Annotated in this window: 21 protein-coding genes; 16 read left to right on the forward strand and 5 right to left on the reverse strand. The window is 63.2% G+C overall.

The window, feature by feature from the left end; genetic code table 11:
• Window position 1 precedes the first annotated feature (1 nt).
• A complete protein-coding gene (locus tag B1A78_RS04215; protein ID WP_077145757.1) occupies window positions 2-463 on the reverse strand; it encodes an Hsp20 family protein in 462 nt (153 codons plus the stop codon).
• Between the two features lie 188 nt (window positions 464-651).
• On the opposite strand from B1A78_RS04215, the gene gpmA reads away from it, so the two are divergent.
• The gene (gpmA, locus tag B1A78_RS04220; protein ID WP_077145758.1) at window positions 652-1,338 is read left to right on the forward strand and encodes a 2,3-diphosphoglycerate-dependent phosphoglycerate mutase; all 687 of its coding nucleotides are present in this window, start codon (window positions 652-654) and stop codon (window positions 1,336-1,338) included.
• Window positions 1,339-1,371: 33 nt separating this feature from the next.
• On the opposite strand, the gene B1A78_RS04225 is transcribed toward gpmA, so the two are convergent.
• The 3 genes from B1A78_RS04225 to B1A78_RS04235 all read right to left on the reverse strand — a co-directional run bounded on the left by B1A78_RS04225 (window position 1,372) and on the right by B1A78_RS04235 (window position 5,111).
• Window positions 1,372-3,465: a hypothetical protein gene (locus B1A78_RS04225; RefSeq protein ID WP_077145759.1), complete on the reverse strand. Its 2,094-nt coding sequence runs from the start codon at window positions 3,463-3,465 to the stop codon at window positions 1,372-1,374.
• A 129-nt stretch (window positions 3,466-3,594) separates the two neighbouring features.
• Entirely contained in the window at window positions 3,595-4,437 is an 843-nt protein-coding gene (gene dapD, locus B1A78_RS04230; protein WP_077145760.1) for a 2,3,4,5-tetrahydropyridine-2,6-dicarboxylate N-succinyltransferase, read from the reverse strand.
• Window positions 4,434-5,111: a pyrimidine 5'-nucleotidase gene (locus tag B1A78_RS04235; protein WP_077145761.1), complete on the reverse strand. Its 678-nt coding sequence runs from the start codon at window positions 5,109-5,111 to the stop codon at window positions 4,434-4,436. Before B1A78_RS04235 ends, dapD begins: the two co-directional genes overlap by 4 nt.
• Before the next feature lie 156 nt (window positions 5,112-5,267).
• Here B1A78_RS04235 and B1A78_RS04240 point away from each other — a divergent pair, with 156 nt between their 5' ends.
• The gene (locus tag B1A78_RS04240) at window positions 5,268-7,286 is read left to right on the forward strand and encodes an acyltransferase family protein (RefSeq protein ID WP_077145762.1); all 2,019 of its coding nucleotides are present in this window, start codon (window positions 5,268-5,270) and stop codon (window positions 7,284-7,286) included.
• A gap of 5 nt (window positions 7,287-7,291) precedes the next feature.
• Here B1A78_RS04240 and B1A78_RS04245 read toward each other — a convergent pair whose 3' ends face one another.
• The gene (locus tag B1A78_RS04245; protein ID WP_077145763.1) at window positions 7,292-7,792 is read right to left on the reverse strand and encodes a DNA-deoxyinosine glycosylase; all 501 of its coding nucleotides are present in this window, start codon (window positions 7,790-7,792) and stop codon (window positions 7,292-7,294) included.
• A gap of 307 nt (window positions 7,793-8,099) precedes the next feature.
• On the opposite strand from B1A78_RS04245, the gene rpsL reads away from it, so the two are divergent.
• The 14 genes from rpsL to rpmC all read left to right on the forward strand — a co-directional run bounded on the left by rpsL (window position 8,100) and on the right by rpmC (window position 17,847).
• Window positions 8,100-8,471, forward strand: a complete 372-nt coding sequence (rpsL, locus tag B1A78_RS04250) for a 30S ribosomal protein S12 (protein ID WP_037515637.1) — start codon at window positions 8,100-8,102, stop codon at window positions 8,469-8,471.
• 71 nt (window positions 8,472-8,542) lie between these two features.
• Window positions 8,543-9,013 carry a 30S ribosomal protein S7 gene (rpsG, locus tag B1A78_RS04255; protein WP_077145764.1) on the forward strand — a complete coding sequence of 157 codons (471 nt, stop codon included), beginning with the start codon at window positions 8,543-8,545 and terminating at the stop codon, window positions 9,011-9,013.
• A gap of 108 nt (window positions 9,014-9,121) precedes the next feature.
• Window positions 9,122-11,215 (forward strand): elongation factor G, encoded by a 2,094-nt coding sequence (gene fusA, locus B1A78_RS04260; protein WP_077145765.1) that lies wholly within the window; start codon window positions 9,122-9,124, stop codon window positions 11,213-11,215.
• 119 nt (window positions 11,216-11,334) lie between these two features.
• On the forward strand, window positions 11,335-12,528 hold the full coding sequence (tuf, locus tag B1A78_RS04265) for an elongation factor Tu (RefSeq protein ID WP_077145766.1): 1,194 nt from the start codon (window positions 11,335-11,337) through the stop codon (window positions 12,526-12,528).
• Between the two features lie 147 nt (window positions 12,529-12,675).
• A complete protein-coding gene (rpsJ, locus tag B1A78_RS04270; RefSeq protein ID WP_003042199.1) occupies window positions 12,676-12,987 on the forward strand; it encodes a 30S ribosomal protein S10 in 312 nt (103 codons plus the stop codon).
• A gap of 279 nt (window positions 12,988-13,266) precedes the next feature.
• Entirely contained in the window at window positions 13,267-14,040 is a 774-nt protein-coding gene (gene rplC / locus B1A78_RS04275) for a 50S ribosomal protein L3 (RefSeq protein WP_077145792.1), read from the forward strand.
• A gap of 2 nt (window positions 14,041-14,042) precedes the next feature.
• Complete coding sequence (gene rplD / locus B1A78_RS04280; RefSeq protein WP_077145767.1) at window positions 14,043-14,669, forward strand: 50S ribosomal protein L4; 627 nt, start codon at window positions 14,043-14,045, stop codon at window positions 14,667-14,669.
• The gene (locus B1A78_RS04285; RefSeq protein ID WP_077145768.1) at window positions 14,662-14,970 is read left to right on the forward strand and encodes a 50S ribosomal protein L23; all 309 of its coding nucleotides are present in this window, start codon (window positions 14,662-14,664) and stop codon (window positions 14,968-14,970) included. Before rplD ends, B1A78_RS04285 begins: the two co-directional genes overlap by 8 nt.
• A gap of 21 nt (window positions 14,971-14,991) precedes the next feature.
• Window positions 14,992-15,828, forward strand: a complete 837-nt coding sequence (rplB, locus tag B1A78_RS04290; RefSeq protein ID WP_077145769.1) for a 50S ribosomal protein L2 — start codon at window positions 14,992-14,994, stop codon at window positions 15,826-15,828.
• A gap of 3 nt (window positions 15,829-15,831) precedes the next feature.
• On the forward strand, window positions 15,832-16,107 hold the full coding sequence (gene rpsS, locus B1A78_RS04295; RefSeq protein WP_037556370.1) for a 30S ribosomal protein S19: 276 nt from the start codon (window positions 15,832-15,834) through the stop codon (window positions 16,105-16,107).
• Window positions 16,107-16,487: a 50S ribosomal protein L22 gene (gene rplV, locus B1A78_RS04300; protein WP_056341841.1), complete on the forward strand. Its 381-nt coding sequence runs from the start codon at window positions 16,107-16,109 to the stop codon at window positions 16,485-16,487. The genes rpsS and rplV overlap by 1 nt, the downstream gene beginning before the upstream one ends.
• A gap of 1 nt (window position 16,488) precedes the next feature.
• Complete coding sequence (gene rpsC / locus B1A78_RS04305) at window positions 16,489-17,196, forward strand: 30S ribosomal protein S3 (RefSeq protein ID WP_077145770.1); 708 nt, start codon at window positions 16,489-16,491, stop codon at window positions 17,194-17,196.
• An 11-nt stretch (window positions 17,197-17,207) separates the two neighbouring features.
• Complete coding sequence (gene rplP, locus B1A78_RS04310) at window positions 17,208-17,639, forward strand: 50S ribosomal protein L16 (protein ID WP_077145771.1); 432 nt, start codon at window positions 17,208-17,210, stop codon at window positions 17,637-17,639.
• 4 nt (window positions 17,640-17,643) lie between these two features.
• Window positions 17,644-17,847: a 50S ribosomal protein L29 gene (gene rpmC, locus B1A78_RS04315; RefSeq protein WP_054589693.1), complete on the forward strand. Its 204-nt coding sequence runs from the start codon at window positions 17,644-17,646 to the stop codon at window positions 17,845-17,847.
• Window positions 17,848-17,858 lie beyond the last annotated feature (11 nt).

A 17,858-nucleotide genomic window follows, 5' to 3' on the forward strand; every position in this document is an offset into this window, starting at 1 on the left:
GTTACGCGGCCTTTTTGTCGCCGTCGAACAGGGTCGGCTGCGTGCCGCCGATCGCGATCTTGTGCGGCTTCATCGCCTCGGGCACTTCGCGCACCAGGTCGATGACCAGCAGGCCGTCGGCCAGATCGGCGGTGCTCACGCGCACGAAGTCGGCGAGCTGGAAGCGGCGTTCGAAGGCGCGCGTCGCGATTCCGCTATAAAGAAGCTGGCGGCCTTCGCCTTCGCCCACCGCCGCCTTGCGGCCGCTGACGAGCAGCATATTCTGCTGCGCGGTGATGTCGATCTCGTCGCTCTTGAACCCCGCCACCGCGACGGTGATGCGGAAATGGTCGTCGGCGATCTTCTCGATGTCGAAGGGCGGATAGTTTTCGGCGCCCGAACCGCTCGTTTCGAGGAATTCGAACAAGCGGTCGAAACCGACGGTCGAACGGCGATAGGGGGTCCAGTCGAAGCTGTTACGCATGGGTCTTTCTTCCTTTTGCAAAGCGAAGTCAGGGACCGCGGCAGCGCGCCGCGATCGCCACCCGGCCCCGTGATGGCGGCCGGATGAGGCGAATCTGGTGGCGGCTGAAACCATTTCAAGAGGGGCCTTGGCCTTTGCGCAAAAGCCGCGCTATGGCGCCCGCGATCACTCCTTGGGAAGGACCGGAAATGCCGCAGCTCATCCTCATCCGTCACGGCCAGTCGCAGTGGAATCTAGAAAATCGCTTCACCGGCTGGTGGGACGTCGATGTGACCGAAAAGGGCGCGGCCGAGGCGAAGGCCGCGGGCGAGTTGATGAAGGCCAAGGGCATCGCGCCCGACACCTGCTTCACCTCGGTCCAGACGCGCGCGATCAAGACGCTCAACCTCGCGCTCGAAGCGATGGGGCGGCTGTGGCTGCCGGTGACCAAGGACTGGCGCCTCAACGAACGCCATTATGGCGGGCTCACCGGGCTCGACAAGGCCGAGACCGCGGCGAAGCATGGCGACGATCAGGTCAAGATCTGGCGCCGCAGCTTCGACATCCCGCCGCCGCCGCTCGACGCCGGCTCGCCCTACGACCTCGCCAGCGATCCGCGCTACGCCGGCATCGCGATCCCGAACACCGAAAGCCTCAAGGACACGATCGCGCGCGTCCTGCCTTATTATCAGGCCGAAATCGAACCCGAGCTCGCGGCGGGCAAGACGGTGCTGATCTCGGCGCATGGCAACAGCCTGCGCGCGCTCGTCAAGCATCTGTCGGGCATTTCGGACGCCGACATCACCGGGCTCGAAATCCCGACCGGCCAGCCGATCGTCTATGACCTCAACGACGACCTGACCGCGCGCGAGCGTTATTACCTCAGCGAACGCTGAGCTGCTGTTCCCCGACGAAAGCCGGGGTCCAGATCACAGCGTCCCGGTCACCGTCAGCTGGAAATATTGCCCGAACTTGCGCTGGCGGCTCTCGCTGAACGCGATCGGTCCGTCGCGCCGGTCGACATAGACGATACGGTCGAACCCGTCCTTCATCCCCGCAAGGTTGCGGTACGACAGCTTGACCGTGAAGCCCGCGACATTCTTGTGCTCGACAAAGGCGGTGACGAAGGGCCCGACCGTATATTCCTTCTCGATCGCGTCGAGCCGGAGACCCGGACTGAATCGTTCGTCGAAATAGCCGCCACCCCACGCGAAATTGGTGCCCGGCACATCGTGGCGCAGGCTGAGGTCGGCTATATATTCCTGCCCGAAGCTCTGGTCGCGCCATTGGTCGGTCAGCGGGTCGCGCACGCGGTTGCGGCGCCAGGTGACGTCGGCGTTGATCCGCGCGCCCTTCCAACCCAGCGGGTCGAGCAGCAACGTCCCCTTGGTGGTGACGCGATAGAGATGCGCAGGCGGCAGGTTGCCGCGTCCTTCGGTGGTCGCCGATAGCGGGATCTGGTCGACGAGATCCTGCGCATAGCCATAGGCAAAGGCGACCGACGCATTGCCCCACTTGCCCATGTCCTGCACCCATTCGAGCTCGGTGCGGTTGACGACCGGCGGGACGAGCTGGCCGTTGCCGCCATTGCCCTGCCCGTTCGCGACGTCGACCGAGCTCGCGAAGTCGAAGAAATTGAGCTGGTCGACGCGGCGCTGGACGAACCAGTTGATCGTCGTCTTCGACCCCACCTTCCACGCCAGCGCGAACTTGCCCTTCGGCCGGACGAAACGCCGCGTCGCGCCGTCCGGCCCCGACGAGCTCAGCTCGCTATATTCGGCGGCGAGGTTGAGCTGCGCGGTCAGGTTCGGCGCGAGCGCGCGGCCCCAGGTCAGCGACGCCTCGCCGCGCTTTTCCTCGACCTTGGTCCGCTCGCCGCCGAAAGGAACCGGCAGGAAGCTGTCGTTCGGTTGCAGCACCGCAAATTCGGCATCAACGTCGAGTGTATTATACGCGCCTTCGAGCGCGACCTGCCAGTCGGTCCCGCTGCCGGTGCGCCAGCTATATTCGCCGCGCAGGATCGATTCGCTCTCGTCGGCGGTCTGGCTGAAGCGTTCGCCCTTGCGACCGTCGTTCTCGCGATCGACGATGAAGCTGTCGACGAAGGGGCTGTGCTCGAAACGATAGAGCGAGATCAGCTTGAGGCGGCCCTTGCCCAGCCCCATCTCGTAATCGCCACCGATGTCGAAATTATATTCGTCTTCGGTGAACCGGAATTCCTCGGTCACCCGGCCGAAGACGGGCTGGACCGAAGTGCCGGTCACCTGCTCGCGCAGCAGCTGCAACTGCCCGCCGGCGTTGAAATTCCACTTGTTGCCATTCGCCGTGGTGCGCGCGAGCGCCGCCGACAGCCGCGGCCGGTCGCCGTCATAGGCGCCAAACTCGTCGCGCACGAACAACAGATTGCCATCGCCGTCGAAGCGCCGCTCGGGCCCCCAATGGCCCGACCGGTTTGCCTCATTCTTCAGGCTCAGCGTGACCTGCGTGCCGTCCAGTTTGCCGGTGGTCGAAATCTCACCGTTCAGCCAATTATCCTCGATGCGCGGGCGCCATTCGGGCTGCCAGCGGATCGTGGTCTTGAAGCCGCCGGTCGCGCCGGCGCCCGCGACCAGCACGACATTGGCGACCTGCCCGGTCAGGCCGGGGACACTCAGGCTCGCGCCGTCGACGATATCGATATAGGCCACCTGCGTCGCGGTGATCCGCGACAGCGCAGTGCGCGCATCGGTGGTCTTGCTCGCGATGCGCTCGCCGTTAATCAGCACATTCTCGGTCGCCTGCCCCAGCCCGCGATCGCCGCCGTTGGTGCCCGTGACAATCAGGAAGCCGGGGACCTTCTCGACCATGTCGAGTGCGGTGCGCGGGGCAAAGCGGGTGAAGTCGGCGGGGGTATAGCGCTCGGCGCCATTGACGGGAACCGGGATCGCGGCGGGCGCGTCGCCGGTTGGCTCCTGCGCCCAGACGGGGGCCGCCGACGCCAGCAGGATCGCCGCGAACGACGTGCGAAAAACAAAGGCCGACATGACTCCCCCCAACCGCGCCGCGATCGAGATGCAGCCCGTCTTTATGCGACTAGTTCGCAATAGTGAAATGGCCCGCGATTGTCTACCAACGGCGCCCAGCCCTCGACGAGCGCCGTTTGACCCGCAATTTCAGTCGCGCAGCAACTCGTTGATTCCGGTCTTCGCGCGCGTCTTGGCATCGACGCGCTTGACGATCACCGCGCAATAGAGCGACGGCCCCGGCGTTCCGTCGGGGAGCGGCTTGCCCGGCAGCGACCCCGGCACGACGACCGAGTAAGCCGGAACCTCGCCCATAAAGACCTCGCCCGTCGCGCGGTCGATGATCTTCGTCGAGGCGCCGAGATAGACGCCCATCGACAGCACCGCGCCCTCGCGCACGATCACGCCCTCGGCGACCTCGGCGCGCGCGCCGATGAAGGCGCCGTCCTCGATCACCACCGGTCCGGCCTGCAGCGGCTCGAGCACGCCGCCGATCCCCGCGCCGCCCGACAGATGGACATTGGCGCCGATCTGCGCGCAGCTGCCGACCGTCGCCCAGGCGTCGACCATCGATCCCTCGCCGACATAGGCGCCGATGTTGACGAAGCTCGGCATCAGCACCGCGCCCTTGCTGATAAAGGCGCCGCGGCGGACGATCGATCCGGGGACGGCGCGGAAGCCCGCGTCGCGGAAGCGATTCTCGCCCCAGCCGGCGAATTTCGACGGCACCTTGTCCCACCAGGTCGCGCCGCCGGCGCCGCCCTCGATGATTTCCATGTCGTTGAGGCGGAAGGACAGCAGCACCGCCTTCTTCAGCCACTGGTTGACCTGCCAGGTGCCGTCCACATCGCGCTCCGCGACGCGAAAGCTGCCGTCGTCGAGCCCCGCGAGCGCGGTCTCGACCGCGTCGCGCACCGCGCCCGTCGTCGTCAGTCCCAGATTGTCGCGATCGTCCCAGGCGGCCTCGATCGTCGATTGCAGGTCGGTCGTCATGAAATCCCCCAGGGTGTCGGCAAATTGTCGAGCCAGTCCGAAATGTCGTTCACATGGAAATCGACCTGATCCGGCAGGTGGTCGCGATGGCCGCTTTCGCTGCCATTGTCCAGCCACACGGTCGTCATACCCAGCGCCTTCGCCGGGGTCAGGTTGCGCGCCATATCCTCGACGAACAGGCTGCGTTCGGGAACGACGCCCAGATGGTCGACCATCATCCGGTAGGCGGCGGGGTCGGGCTTGGGCGTATATCGGGTGATCCGGATGTCGCAGATGCCGTCGAACAGGTCGGCGATTCCGCGCGCCTCCAGCACCCGCGCCGCATAATCGGCATCGGCGTTGGTGAAGATCAGCTTGCGGCCGGGCAGCCGTTCGAGGCCTGCGCGCAGCCGCGCATCGGGGGCGATGCGGTCGAGCGCGATGGCGTGAACGTCGACCAGGAAATCCTCGGGAAGCACGCCGTGATGGCGCATCAGCCCCGCCATCGTCGTGCCATGGTCGTGGAAATATTGCTTCTGCACCCGCCGCGCCTCGACCGCGTCGACATCGAGCAGCCGCATGATGAAGGCGCCCATGCGCTCGTCGATCAGGTCGAACAGCTTCGCCGACGGCGGATAGAGCGTGTTGTCGAGATCGAAGATCCAGCTGTCGATATCGGCGAGGCGCGCGGTCATGCGGCGGCGCTTAGCGGTGGCCAGTAGAGAGAACAAGGAGTCTGGATTGGTGGTGGGGTTAGATGTGCTGAGCCGATGGCATCAGAATGGCGGCAGACAGATTGATTCTTCCTCTCTATGTCGACATCGCTACGCATTTGGTGGGGATGAGAAGATATGGGTTATCGGAGTGAGATTGACGGTCTGAGGGCCGTTGCTGTCATTCCTGTCATTCTCTTTCATGCCGGCGCGTCGATTTTCGGCGGCGGTTTCGTAGGCGTAGACGTGTTTTTCGTCATCAGCGGTTATCTGATCACGGGGATACTGATCGACGAATTGGAAAGCGGCAAGTTTTCTATTGTTCATTTCTATGAACGACGCGCCCGGCGTATCCTTCCGGCATTATTCCTAGTTATATTTTGCTGCATCCCATTCGCGTTGATTTGGATGACACCCAATCAACTGAGTGCATTTGCGAGAAGTGCATTTGCCGTAGTGATTTTCTCTTCGAACTTTCTTTTCTGGAGAGAGCAAAATTATTTTTCACCTACGGCGGAGTTGAGTCCGTTGCTTCACACATGGAGCTTGGCCGTCGAAGAGCAATATTATCTGGTGTTCCCCGTTCTTCTCCTGTTGCTGTGGCGATTAGGGCGGCGGAAGATTTTCTTGACGATCGTCGCGATAGCCGTCTTCAGCTTACTTGCCAGCGAATGGGCATGGCGCCACCAACCGAGCGCCAACTTCTTTCTCGCGCCCACACGAGCATGGGAATTGATGGCAGGATCGGCCTGTGCCTTCATGCTTCGCGATCGGCGGCCGACGCCGAACAATTGGCTGAGCGCAGCAGGTCTGGCGATGATTTTCTATGCGGTTTTCACGTTTGACGAGGCAACGCCGTTCCCGAGCCTTTACGCAATCATACCGGTCGTTGGCACGATGCTGGTGATCCTCTTCGCTTCCGGGGAAACATGGGTCAACCGACTGTTGAGTCTACCGGCTTTGGTTGGGGTCGGATTGATCAGCTATAGCGCCTATCTTTGGCATCAGCCGCTGTTTGCCTTTGCCCGCATACGCAGCATCAATGAGCCTGCGCCGATTCTGATGGCGTTACTGGCGCTGGCCTCTCTGATACTGGCCTATTTCAGCTGGCGTTTTGTTGAACAGCTCTTTCGGAAGCCGGAGAAGCTGTTCCTGCCAACGCGTGGAAAGCTTTTCACGGCGAGCGCCGCAGTTGCGGGGGTCATCGCAATCCTGGGTGTCACTGGACATTACATGAGCGGATTGCCGCAGCGTTTCGATCCAGCCGTGTTGCAGTTTGCGCAGTCATCCGATGACAAAGCGCCTATGACATGCTTTTCCGATGAGCGCTCGAGCCTTCCCCGTCACCCACGTGCTGACTGCCTGTATCTGAGCGGTGATGCGCGCCCGCCGGTGCTGATAATCGGTGATAGCCATGCCTGGGCGGCTTCGCAGGTGATGATGGCAGAATTGCAAAAGGCTGGGATTAGCTATTATTATGCGACTTATGGATCGTGTTTACCGCTAGCCGGTTTTCGCAAGTTCGAGCCGGTGAAAAACCATCAATGCTCGCAATTCAACAGAGACACGCTAGAATTCGCGCGATCGCTTGGCGTTGGGTCCGTCGTTCTTATGGCTCGTTTTCCGATGTACCTTCGCGGCGACCGATATGATAATGGCGAAGGGGGCATAGAGTCAGGCGACCGAATATTTGCTGACTTGGACGAACGCACGCAAAGCCGTTGGGACGATCCTGCGCGCCGCATGCGAGTCCTTCATGGCTATGAGAGCCGGATTCGTGAACTCGCCAGTGAATTCAATGTGGTGCTGGTCTACCCTGTACCTGAGGCCGGATGGAATGTCCCCCGATATGCCTTCAAGAAAGCGCTATTCGACGGTCAACGGCAACCTGTCGTCAGCACATCCTATAATCGCTACAAAGAGCGAACGATCGAGGTGAGGGAACTTTTCGACCGCTTAGTGACAGAAGTACCGTCGGTGCATGCCGCCCGCGTGGAATCCGCATTCTGCGTTGCTGCTACCGATCGATGTGTGAATGCGGATGCGCAGGGAATCTACTATTATGACGATGATCATCTGAGCAACGCCGGCGCGCGGCGAGTTGTACCGATCATCATAAATACCATCAAGGAATCCCGCCAGCCCCACGCGCGATGAGAAGTTCATTTGGCAAGTGCATCACCCAGCGATAGCCATCGCGGGGCTTTCGTCGCAAACCGGAGGGTATTCGCCGCGCTGCTCGACGGCAGGTCGACCAGTGCCACGCCTTCGAGCGCCGGCAACTGCCGCCGTCCGATCGCCGCGGCCTTGCCGCCGTTGAACGCGATCATCCGAAGGTCGGGCAGCGTCGCGACCAGCGCCGCCAGATCCTGCGCCTCCACTCCACGAATCTCGCTGTCGCTGCTCGACCGCCGCTCGGCGGTGCGGATCGCGTCCCACAGGCCGATGCGCGCCTTGCGCAGCGCCGCCAGCCGATCGTCATAATCCATCGCCGCCAGCGGCCGGTCGATCACTTCGCCAACGAGCCGCCAGAACTGGTTTGTCGGATGCGCATAATAGCGCCGCTCGGCGAGCGACCGCGCGCCGGGCAGGCTGCCGAGGATCAGCAGCCGCGTGTCGGGGTAGACATGCGGGGCGAAACTGGCATGGCGGACGGGGGGCATGGACCGTCCGATAGCGTGCCCCGACCGGCGCAACAATATTGCTGGCCCCTTGACCGCCGGGGGAATCGGGGCTAGGGGCGCCCCCGTTCGAAAGCGGCGGACTTCCGCCAACTTCGGGCACAACAGCGCTTGAACATTGCTGGCGCGGATGGAGCCTCCGGAAGATCTTGCAGGTCTGCCGGGGTCTTTTGCTGTTACAAGGTCGCCCGTTTTCTGCGGTTTTCCGCAGGCGTCGGACCGATGCTTCATCCACCGCGGTACAGTAACCGTTCGCTTTGATGGGCGAACATTTTAAGGTGAAGCATTCATGCCCACGATCAACCAGCTGGTCCGCAAGGGCCGGACTCCCCAGAAGGTGAAGTCCAAGGTCCCGGCGATGGACGCAAACCCGCAGAAGCGTGGCGTTTGCACCCGTGTTTACACGACGACCCCGAAAAAGCCGAACTCGGCGCTCCGCAAGGTTGCGAAGGTCCGCCTGACCAACCAGCGCGAAGTCATCACCTACATCCCCGGCGAAGGCCACAACCTCCAGGAACACAGCGTCGTGCTGATCCGCGGCGGTCGTGTCCGCGATCTTCCCGGTGTGCGTTACCACGTCCTGCGCGGCGTGCTCGATACGCAGGGTGTGAAGGACCGCAAGCAGAGCCGTTCGAAGTACGGCGCGAAGCGTCCGAAGTAAGGACCGCTTTTCGGCTTTTGATCATCCCGCAGCGCCTTGCGCCGGGATGCTGTTGTTAAAAGGAATTACCTATGGCTCGTCGTCGTCGTCCTGAACGCCGCGAAATCCTGCCCGATCCCCGTTTCGGGGATGTCGTGCTGTCGAAATTCATGAACAGCGTCATGCTGGACGGGAAGAAGTCCACCGCCGAAAGCATCGTCTACGGTGCGCTCGAGACGGTCGAAGCCCGCGCCAAGAAGGAACCCATCGGCGTGTTCCACGAAGCGCTGGCGAACATCCGCCCGAACATCGAAGTCCGCAGCCGCCGCGTCGGCGGTGCGACCTACCAGGTTCCGGTCGAGGTCCGTCCGGACCGTGCGCAGGCGCTCGCGATCCGCTGGCTGATCACCGCCGCGCGCAACCGCAGCGAGACCACGATGGCCGCGCGTCTGTCGGGCGAACTGCTCGACGCGTCGAACAACCGCGGCAACGCGGTGAAGAAGCGCGAAGACACGCACCGCATGGCCGAAGCGAACCGCGCCTTCAGCCACTACCGCTGGTAAGCGGTCGCGGGGCGACGCCGCATCGGTCGGCGCGTCTCGCAATCGTAACAATCGTTCCTATATCGGGGGTGGCTCCAAAGGCCTCCCCCCAAATCCAAGGAAAAGACCATGGCACGCAGCCATTCGCTCGAACATTATCGCAACTTTGGGATCATGGCGCACATCGACGCCGGCAAGACCACGACGACCGAGCGTATCCTCTACTACACCGGCAAGTCCTACAAGATCGGCGAAGTCCATGACGGCGCCGCGACGATGGACTGGATGGAGCAGGAACAGGAACGCGGCATCACGATCACGTCGGCTGCGACCACCTGTCTCTGGAAGGCTGACGAAGGTCAGGGTCCCGAGCATCGCCTGAACATCATCGACACCCCCGGCCACGTCGACTTCACCATCGAAGTCGAGCGTTCGCTGCGCGTGCTCGACGGCGCGATCACCGCGTTCGACGGCGTTGCCGGCGTCGAGCCGCAGTCGGAAACCGTGTGGCGCCAGGCCGACAAGTATCGCGTGCCGCGCATGTGCTTCATCAACAAGCTCGACCGCACCGGTGCCGATTTCTATTATTGCGTCCAGACGATCATCGATCGCCTCGGTGCGGTTCCGGCCGTCCTCTATCTGCCCATCGGCGCCGAAGGCGGCTTCAAGGGCCTCGTCGACCTCGTCAACGAGCGTGCGATCATCTGGAAGGACGAAAGCCTCGGCGCCGAATTCTTCTATGAGGAAATCCCCGCCGACCTCGCCGACAAGGCTGCCGAATATCGCGAAAAGCTCGTCGAGCTCGCCGTCGAACAGGACGACGACGCGATGGAAGCCTATCTCGAAGGCAATGCCCCCGACGTCGCCCAGCTCAAGGCGCTGATCCGCAAGGGCACGCTGGCGCAGGCGTTCGTTCCGGTCCTCTGCGGCTCGGCGTTCAAGAACAAGGGCGTCCAGACGCTGCTCGACGCGGTTGTCGACTATCTGCCTTCGCCGCTCGACATCCCTGACGTCCAGGGCATCAACCCGGCGAACGACCAGCCCGACTCGCGCGAGACCTCGGACTCGGCGCCGCTGTCGCTGCTCGCCTTCAAGATCATGAACGACCCGTTCGTCGGCTCGCTCACCTTCGCCCGCATCTATTCGGGAACGCTCAACAAGGGCACCTACCTGAACTCGGTGAAGGACAAGAAGGAAAAGGTCGGTCGTATGCTGCTGATGCATGCGAACAGCCGCGAAGACATCGAAGAAGCCTATGCTGGCGACATCGTCGCGCTCGCCGGCCTCAAGGAAACCACCACCGGGGACACGCTCTGCGCCACCAGCGCGCCGATCATCCTCGAGCGGATGGAATTCCCCGAGCCGGTCATCGAGCTGTCGGTGGAACCGAAGACCAAGGCCGACCAGGAACGCATGGGCATCGCGCTCAACCGCCTGGCCGCCGAGGATCCCTCGTTCCGCGTGTCGACCGACCATGAATCGGGCCAGACGATCATCAAGGGCATGGGCGAGCTTCACCTCGACATCCTCGTCGATCGCATGAAGCGCGAGTTCAAGGTCGAAGCGAACGTCGGCGCGCCGCAGGTGGCGTACCGCGAATCGCTCGCGAAGCCGGTCGACGTCGACTACACCCACAAGAAGCAGTCGGGCGGCTCGGGCCAGTTCGGCCGCGTCAAGGTCAGCGTCGCTCCCGGCGAACGCGGCTCGGGCATCACCTTCATCGACGAGATCAAGGGCGGCAACATTCCGCGCGAATATATCCCGTCGGTCGAAAAGGGCATGCGCGAGTCGGCCGAAAACGGTCACATGATCGGCTTCCCGATCATCGACTTCGAAATCAAGCTCACGGACGGCGCCTATCACGACGTCGACTCGTCGGCGCTGGCGTTCGAAATCGCGGGCCGTGCGGCGATGCGCGAAGTGGCGGCGAAAGCCGGCATCAAGCTGCTCGAACCGGTGATGAAGGTCGAAGTCGTTACCCCTGAGGAATTCATGGGTGACGTGATCGGTGACCTCAACAGCCGTCGCGGGCAGATCCAGGGCACCGACAGCCGGGGCATCGCCCAGGTCGTCGAGGCGATCGTTCCGCTGGCGAACATGTTCGGCTACGTCAATCAGCTGCGCAGCTTCAGCCAGGGTCGCGCCAGCTACTCGATGCAATTCTCGCATTATGAGGAAGTGCCGACCAACGTCGCCGAAGAAGTGAAGGCCCGTATGGCCTGATAGGGACAGAGCCGCGCGGACTTGCGCCGCGCGGCAAAGCCCTCTAAGGGCGGCGCCTGATTCAGCAGGCCCGTCCGGACTGATCAAACGAAACACCTAAAGAAGAAGGTTCTTTAATCATGGCCAAGGCTAAATTTGAGCGGACGAAGCCGCACTGCAACATCGGCACCATCGGTCACGTCGACCATGGCAAGACCTCGCTGACCGCAGCGATCACCAAGGTGCTCGCCGAAAACGTCGCCGGCAACGCCGCCGTCGACTTCGCGAACATCGACAAGGCTCCCGAAGAGCGCGAGCGCGGCATCACCATTTCGACCGCCCACGTCGAATATGAAACCGATGGCCGCCACTATGCGCACGTCGACTGCCCGGGTCACGCTGACTATGTGAAGAACATGATCACCGGTGCCGCCCAGATGGACGGCGCGATCCTCGTCGTGTCGGCCGCTGACGGCCCGATGCCGCAGACCAAGGAGCACATCCTGCTCGCCAAGCAGGTCGGCGTCCCCACCATGGTCGTCTTCCTCAACAAGGTCGACCAGCTGGACGATCCCGAGCTGCTCGAACTCGTCGAGCTGGAAATCCGCGAAGAACTGTCGAAGCGCGACTTCGACGGCGACAATATTCCGATCATCCCGGGTTCGGCTCTCGCTGCCCTCGAAGGTCGCGACGACAACATCGGCAAGGACGCGATCCTGAAGCTGATGGCTGCCGTCGACGCGTGGATCCCGCAGCCGGAACGTCCGCTCGACAAGCCCTTCCTGATGCCGATCGAAGACGTGTTCTCGATCTCGGGTCGCGGTACCGTCGTCACCGGCCGTATCGAAACCGGCGTCGTCAAGGTTGGTGAAGAAGTCGAAATCGTCGGCATCAAGGACACCAAGAAGACCGTCGTGACCGGCGTCGAAATGTTCCGCAAGCTGCTCGACCAGGGCCAGGCTGGCGACAACGTCGGTGCGCTGATCCGCGGCGTCGGCCGTGAAGAAGTCGAGCGTGGCCAGGTTCTCTGCAAGCCCGGCACGATCAAGCCGCACACCGAGTTCACCTCGGAAGTCTACGTCCTGTCGAAGGACGAAGGCGGCCGTCACACGCCGTTCTTCGCGAACTATCGTCCGCAGTTCTACTTCCGCACCACGGACGTCACCGGCGAGGTCATCCTCCCCGAGGGGACCGAGATGGTCATGCCGGGCGACAACGTCCAGCTGTCGGTCAAGCTGATCGCCCCGATCGCCATGGACCAGGGTCTGCGCTTCGCGATTCGCGAAGGTGGCCGTACGGTCGGCGCAGGGGTTGTCGCGACCATCACAAAGTAATATAGGGCCGCGAGCCGCGCGATTCGGACTGATTCGCGCGGCTCGTAGCTTAAAGGTTTTTGATGGCCGGGCCGGCTTCCTGATGGGGGCCGGTACAAGCCATTTCGGCTCTTTCGCATCGTTAGACGGGATTCGACTGGAACAGTCATGGAAACGCAGAATATTCGCATTCGCCTGAAGGCCTTTGATCACCGCGTGCTCGATCAGGCCACCACCGACATCGCCGACACGGCGCGTCGTACCGGAGCGCTTATTCGCGGCCCGATCCCGCTTCCGACGCGTATTGAAAAATTCACCGTGAACCGCGGCCCCCATGTCGACAAGAAGTCGCGCGAGCAGTTCGAGGTGCGTACCCACAAGCGGCTGCTCGACATCGTGCAGCCCACCCCGCAGACCGTCGACGCGTTGATGAAGCTCGACCTGGCTGCTGGCGTGAACGTCGAGATCAAGTTGGCCTAAGCCAACGCTGCCCCCGCGAAAGCGGGGGTCTCTATCGGCAGGACGGTTCGCCGCCTGTATCACGATAGGGTGGATACCGCCGGACCGCTTCCTCGGAAGCATCATGGTCCGGGCTGCGTCCCCCGTCTCGCCGCTCCTCCTTCGGGAAGGCGGCACCTCAGCCCGGACGGGGCGATGCATCGAAATTATGGGCTGGGAGGGTTCCGGAGAGGCTTGCCTCATCGGGTCCCGCAAGCCGTGCGGAATGGTCCGCCCGGCCTCTGTTGAGGAGTATTGATCATGCGGACTGGCGTGATCGCGAAGAAAATGGGGATGACCCGCCTGTTTCAGGACGACGGCCGCCACGTGCCCGTCACCGTCCTGAGCCTCGAAGGCTGCCAGGTCATTTCCGTGCGCGAACAAGAACGTGACGGCTATGTCGCCGTCCAGCTCGGTGCCGGCTCGGCGAAGGCGAAGAACGTCGCCAAGCCCCAGCGCGGCGCTTTCGGCAAGGCCGAAGTCGAACCCAAGGCGAAGGTCGTCGAATTCCGCGTCGCTGACGACGCGACGCTCGACGTCGGCGCCGAACTGTCGGCCGACCATTTCGTCGCCGGCCAGATCGTCGATATCCAGGGCGTCACGCAGGGCAAGGGCTTTGCCGGCGCGATGAAGCGCTGGGGTTTCGGAGGCATGCGCGCCACGCACGGCGTGTCGATCAGCCACCGTGCCCATGGTTCGACGGGTAACCGCCAGGATCCGGGCCGCGTCTTCAAGAACAAGAAGATGGCCGGCCACATGGGCGCGCGCAACCGCACCCAGCAGAATCTCGAAATCGTCCGCACCGACGCCGAGCGCGGCCTTCTCTTCGTCAAGGGCTCGGTCCCTGGCTCGAAGGGCGGCTGGCTGCTCGTCCGCGACGCGGTGAAACTGCCCCGCCACCCCGAGGCCCCCTATCCGGCGGGCATCAAGAGCGCGGCCAACAGCAACGATGCCCCGGCTGACGCGCCGGTCGAAACGCCGGTCGAAGAAACCGTCGTCGACACCGCGGCCACCGACGGCGCGCAGGAGTCCTGAACATGAAGGTCAAGGTTCAGACCATCGACGGCAAGGCCGGTAGCGACATCGACCTCAACGACGACGTCTTCGGCGTCGATCCGCGCGCCGACATCCTGCACCGCGTCGTGTCGTGGCAGCTCGAAAAGCGTCGTGGTCCGGCTCGCGCCGCCCGCGAACGCAGCGACGTCGCCCGCACCGGCAAGAAGTTCGGTCGCCAGAAGGGCGGCGGTACCGCGCGTCACGGCGATCGCAAGGCGCCGATCTTCATCGGCGGTGGCAAGGCGCACGGTCCCCGGGCCCGCACCTTCGGTCACTCGCTGAATAAGAAGATCCGTGCGCTCGGCCTCAAGATGGCGCTCAGCGACAAGGCGAAGGGCGGCAAGATCGTCGTTCTCGACACGCTCGAGCTCAAGGATGCCAAGACGAAGGCGCTCGCCGGCAAGCTCGGCAAGCTCGAACTCGGCAACCGCGCACTCTTCATCGACGGCGATGCGGTCCATGAAAGCTTCGCCATGGCGTCGGCCAACCTGATCGGTATCGACTCGATGCCGGCGGCTGGTGCCAACGTCTATGACATCATCCGTGCCGACACGCTGGTCCTGACCCGCGCGGCGGTCGAAAAGCTGGAGGCCCGTTTCAATGGCTAAGGCAAAAACTGTCGACGCGCGTCACTATGACGTGATCCTCGCTCCGGTGATCACCGAAAAGTCGACCCTGCTCAGCGAAAATAACGCGGTGGTGTTCAAGGTTGCGAACGACGCGACCAAGCCCGCCATCAAGGCCGCCGTCGAGGCGCTGTTCGATGTCAAGGTGATCGGCGTGAACACGCTCGTCGCCAAGGGCAAGACCAAGCGCTGGAAGGGCAAGCCCTACACCCGCAGCGACGTGAAGAAGGCGATCGTTCGCCTGGCCGAAGGCCAGTCGATCGACGTCACCACCGGCGTCTGATTGTAGGAAGAGGCAAGAACAATGGCACTTAAATCCTATAATCCGACCAGCCCCGCGCAGCGCGGCCTGATCCTCGTCGACAAGTCGTCGCTGTGGAAGGGCAAGCCCGTCAAGGCGCTGACCGAAGGCAAGAACAAGACCGGCGGTCGCAACAACAAGGGTCATGTGACCTCGCGCGGCATCGCCGGCGGCCACAAGCAGAAGTACCGCTTCATCGACTTCAAGCGTCGCAAGTGGGACATGCCGGCCACCGTCGAGCGTCTGGAATATGACCCCAACCGCACCGCCTTCATCGCACTGGTGAAGTATGAGGATGGCGAGCAGACCTATATTCTGGCGCCGCAGCGCCTGGCGGTCGGCGACGTCGTCGTCGCGGGCAAGAAGACCGACGTGAAGCCGGGCAATGCGATGGAATTGTCGCAGATGCCGGTCGGCACGATCGTCCACAACATCGAGATGAAGCCGGGCAAGGGTGGCCAGATCGCCCGTTCGGCCGGCACCTATGCACAGGTCGTCGGTCGTGACCGCGGTCTCGTCATCGTGCGTCTCGGTTCGGGCGAGCAGCGTTACATTCGCGGCGAGTGCATGGGCACGGTCGGCGCGGTGTCGAACCCCGATAACCAGAACACCAACCTGGGCAAGGCCGGTCGCGGCCGCTGGCTCGGCAAGCGTCCGCTGACCCGCGGCGTTGCCAAGAACCCGGTCGACCATCCGCACGGCGGTGGTGAAGGCCGCACCTCGGGTGGCCGTCATCCGGTGACCCCGTGGGGCAAGCCGACCAAGGGTGCGCGCACCCGCTCGAACAAGTCGACCGACAAGATGATCATCCGGTCGCGTCACGCGAAGAAGAAGAGGTAAGCCATGGCTCGCTCGGTCTGGAAGGGTCCGTTTGTGGACCTCCATCTGCTCAAGAAAGCCGAAACGGCCCAGGACGGCGGCAGCTCTGCCCCGATCAAGACCTGGTCGCGTCGGTCCACCATCCTGCCGCAGTTCGTGGGGCTGACCTTCAACGTCTACAACGGCCGCAAGTTCGTGCCGGTGTCGGTGAACGAAGACATGGTCGGCATGAAGTTGGGTGAATTTGCGCCGACGCGCTTCTTCCCCGGCCACGCGGCCGACAAGAAGGGCAAACGCTAATGGGCAAGGCAAAATCCCCCCGCCGCGTTGCGGATAACGAGGCGCTGTCGGTCGGCACGCAGATTCGCGGTTCGGCGCAGAAGCTGAACCTCGTCGCTGCGCTGATCCGCGGCCGCAAGGTCGAAGACGCGATGAACGTCCTCGCTTTCTCGAAGAAGGCGATGGCCGTCGACGTGCGCAAGGTTCTCGCCAGCGCCGTCGCCAACGCGGAAAACAACCACAACCTCGACGTCGATGCGCTGGTCATCCAGGAAGCAAGCGTCGGCAAGTCGATCTCGATGAAGCGCTGGCACGCTCGCGGCCGCGGCAAGTCGACCCGGATCGTCAAGCCGTTCAGCCGCATCCGCATCGTCGTGCGCGAACAGGAAGAAGAGGCGTAAGATGGGCCAGAAGAGCAATCCGATCGGCCTGCGCCTGCAGGTCAACCGCACCTGGGACAGCCGCTGGTTCGCCGAAGGCCAGGACTATGGCCGCATGCTCGTTGAGGATCTCAAGATCCGCAACTTCATCTTCAAGACGCTGCCGCAGGCCGCGATCTCGAAGGTGGTGATCGAGCGTCCGGCGAAGCTGTGCCGCGTGTCGATCTATGCCGCCCGTCCGGGCGTCATCATCGGCAAGAAGGGCGCCGACATCGAAAAGCTGCGCAAGCAGCTCGGCGAACTCACCGGTGCCGACGTGTCGCTGAACATCGTCGAAATCCGCAAGCCCGAAGTCGACGCCAAGCTCGTCGGCCAAGGCATTGCCGACCAGCTCGAGCGCCGCGTGGCTTTCCGCCGTGCGATGAAGCGCGCGGTGCAGTCGGCGATGCGTCTCGGCGCCGAGGGCATCCGCATCAACTGCGCCGGCCGTCTGGGCGGCGCGGAAATCGCGCGCACCGAATGGTATCGCGAAGGCCGCGTTCCGCTGCACACGCTGCGCGCGAACGTCGACTATGCCGAAGCGACCGCGCACACCGCCTATGGCGTGTGCGGGATCAAGGTGTGGATCTTCAAGGGCGAAATCCTGGGTCATGACCCGATGGCGACCGACCGGTTGATGCTCGACGCGCAGACGTCGGGCGTGCGCCCGGCGCGCGAAGACCGCCGCTAAGGACTGCTGACATGCTGCAACCGAAAAAAACCAAGTTCCGCAAGGCGTTCAAGGGCCGCATCCACGGCAACGCCAAGGGCGGCACCGCGCTGAACTTCGGCTCCTACGGGCTGAAAGCGATGGAACCCGAGCGCATCACCGCGCGCCAGATCGAAGCGGCTCGCCGTGCGATCAGCCGTGCGATCAAGCGCCAGGGCCGTTTGTGGATCCGTATCTTCCCCGACGTCCCCGTGTCGTCGAAGCCGGCCGAAGTCCGTATGGGCAAGGGCAAGGGTTCGCCGGAATTCTGGGCAGCGCGCGTGAAGCCGGGTCGCATCCTGTTCGAACTCGACGGCGTTCCGGGCCCGGTGGCCGCGCTGGCGTTCGAACGCGCCGCGATGAAGCTGCCGATCAAGACGAAGGTTATCGCCCGCCTCGGCGACACCTCGCACCTGGAGGGCTAAGGACATGGCCAAGACCGAAGATTTCAAGGCCAAGACCGACGACCAGCTCGCCGAACAGCTTGGCGAACTGAAGCGTGAGGCGTTCAACCTGCGTTTCCAGGCGGCCACCGGCCAGCTTGAAAAGGCATCGCGCGTCAAGGAAGTGCGGCGCTCGATCGCCCGCATCAAGACGCAGCAGACCGAGCGTTCGCGCTCGGCTGCGAAGTAAGGAGACTGACG

Origin of the sequence: Sphingopyxis sp. KK2 (assembly GCF_001990265.1) — a bacterium.
Classification (GTDB): domain Bacteria; phylum Pseudomonadota; class Alphaproteobacteria; order Sphingomonadales; family Sphingomonadaceae; genus Sphingopyxis.